At 70.0% G+C, this 5,638-nt stretch carries 6 protein-coding genes; 3 read left to right on the top strand and 3 right to left on the bottom strand.

All coding sequences use genetic code 11. From position 1 onward, the window contains the following. Positions 1-24 precede the first annotated feature (24 nt). A complete protein-coding gene (locus ACFWPJ_RS23035; protein ID WP_378854460.1) occupies positions 25-828 on the top strand; it encodes an HAD family hydrolase in 804 nt (267 codons plus the stop codon). Between the two features lie 4 nt (positions 829-832). Here the strand turns inward: ACFWPJ_RS23035 and ACFWPJ_RS23030 are convergent, their stop codons facing one another. Beyond that, positions 833-1,255 carry a VOC family protein gene (locus ACFWPJ_RS23030; RefSeq protein ID WP_378854459.1) on the bottom strand — a complete coding sequence of 141 codons (423 nt, stop codon included), beginning with the start codon at positions 1,253-1,255 and terminating at the stop codon, positions 833-835. Between the two features lie 90 nt (positions 1,256-1,345). Here ACFWPJ_RS23030 and ACFWPJ_RS23025 point away from each other — a divergent pair, with 90 nt between their 5' ends. Beyond that, positions 1,346-2,284, top strand: a complete 939-nt coding sequence (locus ACFWPJ_RS23025; protein ID WP_378854458.1) for a helix-turn-helix transcriptional regulator — start codon at positions 1,346-1,348, stop codon at positions 2,282-2,284. Between the two features lie 258 nt (positions 2,285-2,542). Here ACFWPJ_RS23025 and ACFWPJ_RS23020 read toward each other — a convergent pair whose 3' ends face one another. Further along, a complete protein-coding gene (locus ACFWPJ_RS23020) occupies positions 2,543-3,235 on the bottom strand; it encodes an SGNH/GDSL hydrolase family protein (RefSeq protein ID WP_378854457.1) in 693 nt (230 codons plus the stop codon). A 9-nt stretch (positions 3,236-3,244) separates the two neighbouring features. After that, a complete protein-coding gene (locus tag ACFWPJ_RS23015; RefSeq protein ID WP_378854456.1) occupies positions 3,245-4,663 on the bottom strand; it encodes a DHA2 family efflux MFS transporter permease subunit in 1,419 nt (472 codons plus the stop codon). 103 nt (positions 4,664-4,766) lie between these two features. Here ACFWPJ_RS23015 and ACFWPJ_RS23010 point away from each other — a divergent pair, with 103 nt between their 5' ends. Further along, positions 4,767-5,390 (top strand): TetR/AcrR family transcriptional regulator, encoded by a 624-nt coding sequence (locus ACFWPJ_RS23010; RefSeq protein ID WP_378854455.1) that lies wholly within the window; start codon positions 4,767-4,769, stop codon positions 5,388-5,390. Positions 5,391-5,638 lie beyond the last annotated feature (248 nt).

The following is a 5,638-nucleotide window of genomic DNA, read 5'->3' as shown; positions in this document are numbered from 1 at the left end:
GGTGGGGGCGGGCACAATAGGGTGATGGCAGTACTCGGGGGAGCGCCGAAAATGATCGCGCTCGATGTGGACGGGACTCTGTTGGCGACAGGGTTCGCGATCAGTGCGCGGGTCGCGGCGGCGGTGGGGGCCGCGGTGGCGGCGGGGGCGCATGTCGTGGTGACGACCGGGCGCACCGTGCTGGCGACGCGGCCGGTGCTGAAAGAGTTGGGGCTCACCGAAGGGCACGCGTTGTGTTCCAACGGGGCCGTGCATGTCGACGTCGCGCGCGGCGAACCGGTCGCGGTGCAGTCGTTCGATCCGGGGCCGGCCGTGCTGGCCTTGCGCGCGCTGTTTCCCGACATGATCTTCGCGGCCGAACGGGTGGGTGAGGGCGTCTGGGCGACCGGCCACGGACCGGGGGAGGAGTTCTCCATCGGCGAGTTCCAGCTGGTCGATCATCACATGCTGAGCAGCGCGCCGACACCGCGACTCAACGGCTGGTGGCCCGGCGGGAGCGCCGAGGAGATGGTGCGCTTGCTCGCCTCGCTGGTGGTGCCCGACACCTCCTGGGTGCACGGCGAATACGGCCCGTGGCTCACTGTGTCACGGCGCGGGGTGTCCAAAGGCTGGGCGCTCGAACGACTCCGGCGCTCCCTCGGCGTCGAACCGGAGGCGACACTGGCCATCGGCGACGGCTTCAACGATCGCGAGATGCTGCGCTGGGCGGCGCATTCGGTCGCGATGGCAGGCTCGCCCGACGCGGTCCTCGCCCTGGCCGACGTGGTGACCGGCGCCGTCGCCGAGGACGGTGTCGCCACCGTCCTCGAACGCTGGTTCGCCGCCTGAACCGTCAGGCCGAGGCCGCCGCGTCCCGGTCGGCGGTCATCGCGACGAAATGCGGGTTGCTCATGATCCCGAGGACATTGCCGAACGGATCGAGTACCGCCGCGGTCGCGAACCCGGCGCCCTCGCCGCGCTCGGTGATCGGTTCGTACTCGGTGGCGCCCAGCTCGAGCAGGCGGGCGAAGGTGGCGACGAGGTCGTCGGCATGCCAGAACACGACACCGCCGCCGCCGGGAGCGTTGCGCGCCCCCGCGGGAGCGTAGGCGCGATTGATGATGCCGAGTTCGGCCTGCATCGGCCCGACCCGGAACTCGTAGTAGCCGCCCGGCACCTCGTAATACGGTGCGATGCCGAGGAATTCGGCGTACCAGTCCTTGGCGGCCGTGAGGTCGTCGGCGTAGTACGTGGTGGTGGCCATTCCGCGCAGCATGTCTGCTCCTGTGTCGTCGTTGTGGTGAGAACGACTCTGCCAGTCAAAGTGCTCACCGAATGAGCACTTTGTTCGGCAGAATCATCGAGTATGCGAGCGGACAGATTGGTAGCCACCCTGCTGTTGATGCAGGCGCGTGGCCGGGTGACGGCCGTCGAGGTCGCCACCGAACTCGAGGTATCGGTCGCGACCGCGCGCCGCGACCTGGAGGCATTGTCGGCGGCGGGCATCCCGGTGTATCCCCAGGCCGGGCGCGGTGGCGGCTGGTCGCTGATCGGCGGTGCCCGCACCGACCTGTCCGGGCTGACGGCGGGTGAGACGCGGGCCCTGTTCCTGCTGGCGGGCCCCGCGGCGCAGGCCGCACCCGAGCTGAAGTCCGCACTGCGCAAGCTGGTGCGGGCCCTGCCGCACACCTTCCGGGAGGACGCGGCCGCCGCGGCCGATGCGGTCGTCGTCGACCCAGCCCGCTGGGGCAGGCCTGATCCGGAACCGCCTGCCGCACTGTCGTCGCTGCAACAGGCGGTGGTGGATCGCCGCCGGGCGCGCATCGAGTACGTGCGATCGGGGGAGCGCACCGTCCGCACGGTGAGCCCCTGGGGTCTGGTGGAGAAGGAAACGGTCTGGTATCTGATCGCGGGCACCGACCGCGGCCGCCGGACCTTCCGCCTCGACCGGATCGTCGAGGTCACCGTCCTCGACGAAACAGCCGACCGCCCTGCGGATTTCGATCTCCAGGCCGAGTGGTCGCAGATTGTGACCCGGATGGAGGAGCGTCGCGCCGCCGTGGCCGCCACGGTCCTCGTCTCCGCCACACTGGCCCCGATCCTGGCCGATCAACAGGGCCGCAACTGCACCCTGCTCGGCCCCGCGGACGACGGCCGGATCCGAGCCGAGATCACGGCCGACACCGCGAAGATGGTCGCCCGGCAACTGGCGGGCTGGGGCGCCGACGTGGAAGTCGTCGGGCCACCGGAAGTCCGGGCGGAACTCGTCACCTTGGGCACCGAACTGGTGCGCGGCAACAGCTGACCGGGTCGCGGAACGGTCACGACGCGCAGCTGGCCGCGACGCGCAGCTGGCCGCGACGCGCAGCTGGCCGCGACGCGCAGCCGGTTCCGCGACGGCCTGCCAGAGCCTGTCTCGAAGTTGTGGACCGTGCCGATCCACCGCCCACAATCCCGTCGACTACCGCGCTGATCGTTCACAATCCCGCCGGTCGGTTGCAATCTGGACTATCCGCGCGAGTGGTGAATGGTCAGCGCGTGCCCGGTGGACTTCGAGCAGGCCCTAGATGCGGTCGAGCCGCCTGGACAGGGCACGGACGACCTCACTCGCCACCACCGCGTGCCCACTCGTCGTGAAATGGATGAGGTCGGCACTCATCAGAGTCGCCCGTGTCCGCACCGGGTGCTCCCAGAACTCGGTGAGCACCGCATCGTATTCGGCGGCGACCGACCGGATCACGTCGTTCATCACGGCCATCCGCGGCCGCATCGCCCGCATCGGCGCCATCCGCTCGACGCCCCAGACGTCGGCCACCGTGAACACCGACACCAGCGCCCCCGCCTCCATCAGCGAGGTGAACATCGCGGACAGGTTCTCCCGCAGCAGGCCGGGATCACCGCCCGCCTCGAACAGGTCGTTTCCGCCGCAGCTGACGTGCACGAGATCGGGTGCGAATTCCAGGATCCCGGGCAACTGACGCTCGCGAACCTGGCTGCTGGTGGCGCCGACGCGCCCGGTATTGCGGTAGGCCAGTGCGGGATTCACCGCGGACAAGGTGGCCGCGACCCGGTCGGCCCAGCCGGTGGACGCGTAGCCGGGGCTCGGGTCGCCGGTGCCGGCGGCGATCGAGTCGCCCAGCACGGCGAAGCGCTTCCACGGCGCGTCACGCAGGAGCGCGACCGCCTGATCGGGGGCGAGCAACAGCGGGTCGTCTGCCTCGGTGAATCGTTCGGACAACGGTGTGGTGGAAGACATCTCGAACTCCTAATCCTGTGTGGTGGAACGGGCGAATGAGGGCACGGCCAGTAAGACGGCCGACGCGACACCGAGCACCGCGCCCACGGCGAACACGGTGTGGAAGGCACGCACCGCGTTGTCGGACACGGCGGTGAGAACGGCGGCGAGCATCGCGACTCCGAGCGCGCCACCCACCTGGCGGGCGGTCGTGTTCATGCCGATGCCCGCCGCGAACTGCTGCGGGGGAACCGAACTCGCGGCCGCGGTGCCGAGCACGGTGATGACGACGCCGACGCCGCCACCACCGAGCAGCCCGGCGGGAATCCACGCCGACCACAGCGCCGGGTCCGGCCCGAACGCGTCGGTACTCATCCACCCCAGCCCGGCGGTGTACATCAGTGCGCCGACCACCCCGGCCCACCGCTGACCTGAAGCGCTGGTGATCCGTCCCGTGATCATCGAGGCGACCATCGAGGCCGCCGCGCCGACGGTGAGCGCCGCCGCCGACTGGAGCACGGAGTAGCCCCAGACCTCGTCGAGGAACATCGGCCCGGCCAGCAGCCAGGCGAACATCGTCGCACCGAACAGGAACGAGCCAGCGTTGGCGAGCGCGAATTGCCTGTTCCGCCAGAGCGATACGGCCACGGCTGGATCCGGGTGACGCAGCGAGCGAACCAGCGAGTACACGACGAGCACGGTGCCGCCGATCAGCGCGACCAGCGTGCCCGGCGCGGTCCATCCCCAGCTCTGGCCCTCGGTGACGGCCGCGACGACCGCGCCGAGGCCGAGTGCGACGGCGAGGATGCCGACCGGATCGGGCAGCGCGGAGCCGCGGCGCGTGTCCTCGGCCACCGGCAGGCGCAGGCCCGGCACGATCAACGCGATCGCGATCGGCACGTTGACGAGGAAGATCGCCCGCCAGCCGAGGCTCTCGACGAGGCCGCCGCCGATCGCCGGACCGACCACCGCGGCGAATCCGCCCGCCGCCGACCACGCGCCGATGGCCGCGCCGATCTTCTCCCGTGGCGTGGCCGCCAAGACGAGGCCGAGCGCGGCGGGCACCATGAACGCCGCGGTCATGCCCTGCAGAATGCGTCCGGCGATGAGCCATTCGGCGCTGGGCGCGAGCCCGCACAGCAGCGAGGTGATGGCGAAACCCGCCAGTGACAACGCGAACAGCCTGCGCCGGCCGAACACATCGGCGAGGCGGCCCGCGGGGGTGAGCAGCGCGGCGAAGGCGACCGCGTACCCGCTGACGATCCAGGTCAGGGTGCTGGTCGGGGTGCCGGGGTAGGTGGTGGCGATGGTCGGGAAGGCGATATTGACCACGGACAGATCGAGCAGGGCGATGAACGCGGCGCCGATCGCCACGGCCAGCGTGCGGCCCGCGGCGTCGGTGCCCGTGCTGGTCGGCGAACCTTCGGGCCGCGCGGAAACGTCGGTCATGGAGGGATTCCTTCACAGAGGGGAATAAGAACGTACGATCGTTCGTACATTAAAGTACGACCGATCGTTCACCTATGCAAGGGATGGTGGAACAATGGCAGCCATGACCCAGACCGAGCCCGGCGATCAACGACTCGCCAAGGGCGCCCGAGCCAGGGCGACCATCGCTCGCCGCGCCGCGGAGCTCGCCTCCGTCGAAGGCCTGGACGGCCTCAGTATCGGCATGCTCGCCACCGACTTGGGTATCAGCAAGAGCGGTATCGCCACGCTCTTCGGCACCAAGGAAGCGCTCCAGCTGGCCGCCGTGCAGACCGCCCGTGAGGTGTTCGTCGAACGGGTGATCGCGCCGAGTCTGCGCGAACCACGCGGCGCGGGCCGGGTACGGGCGCTGATCGAGCGCTGGTTCACCCACATCGAGCAGCCACCCTTTCCCGGCGGCTGCTTCCGCGTCGCCACGCTGACCGAATTCAGCAGCAAGTCGGGCCCCGTCCGCGACGCCGTGGTCGCCGACCACGACGAGTGGCTTGCCATATTGGCCGCGGAGATCCGCAAGGCCCAGGCGGTCGGCGACTTCGCCGGTATCGACGCCGAACTCCTGGTTTTCGAGCTCGACGCGGTCGTCAGTGCGGCCAATATCGCCCGGCAGATCGGCGATACGGCGCGAGTCGATGCCGCGCGCGCCATCGCGACGCGGTTGCTGTCCGCGGGGTCGACCAGCACCGACTAGGTCGGACGAGCCCCCGGGATCAAGATCAACAGGCTCTGCGGGATTTTCCTTCTCGGCCGATGGTGCCGTGAAGGCCTGGTGATCGTCTGTCCAGATCTGAGAGCTGTGTAAAGGCGGACGGGGGCCCCCACACCAGAGGGGTGGGTCCCCGCCCGGGGGGGGGGGGGGGTTGTGGAAGAGGTTTGTCGCGGGGTGGGTTTGCGTAGTGCGCCCCATCAAAGAGCCGGAGATCCAGGGGGGGGGGTGGC

The organism is Nocardia sp. NPDC058497 (assembly GCF_042720195.1).
GTDB lineage: Bacteria > Actinomycetota > Actinomycetes > Mycobacteriales > Mycobacteriaceae > Nocardia.
This window is presented reverse-complemented; position numbering and strand designations above follow the sequence as displayed.

What these genes read in the sequence shown, in the direction of transcription:
- ACFWPJ_RS23030 (WP_378854459.1), bottom strand. Translation starts at nt 1,255, where the DNA reads ATGCTGCGCGGAATGGCCACCACCACGTACTACGCCGACGACCTCACG.
- ACFWPJ_RS23020 (WP_378854457.1), bottom strand. Translation starts at nt 3,235, where the DNA reads ATGTCTTCCACCACACCGTTGTCCGAACGATTCACCGAGGCAGACGAC.
- ACFWPJ_RS23025 (WP_378854458.1), top strand. Translation starts at nt 1,346, where the DNA reads ATGCGAGCGGACAGATTGGTAGCCACCCTGCTGTTGATGCAGGCGCGT.
- ACFWPJ_RS23035 (WP_378854460.1), top strand. Translation starts at nt 25, where the DNA reads ATGGCAGTACTCGGGGGAGCGCCGAAAATGATCGCGCTCGATGTGGAC.
- ACFWPJ_RS23010 (WP_378854455.1), top strand. Translation starts at nt 4,767, where the DNA reads ATGACCCAGACCGAGCCCGGCGATCAACGACTCGCCAAGGGCGCCCGA.
- ACFWPJ_RS23015 (WP_378854456.1), bottom strand. Translation starts at nt 4,663, where the DNA reads ATGACCGACGTTTCCGCGCGGCCCGAAGGTTCGCCGACCAGCACGGGC.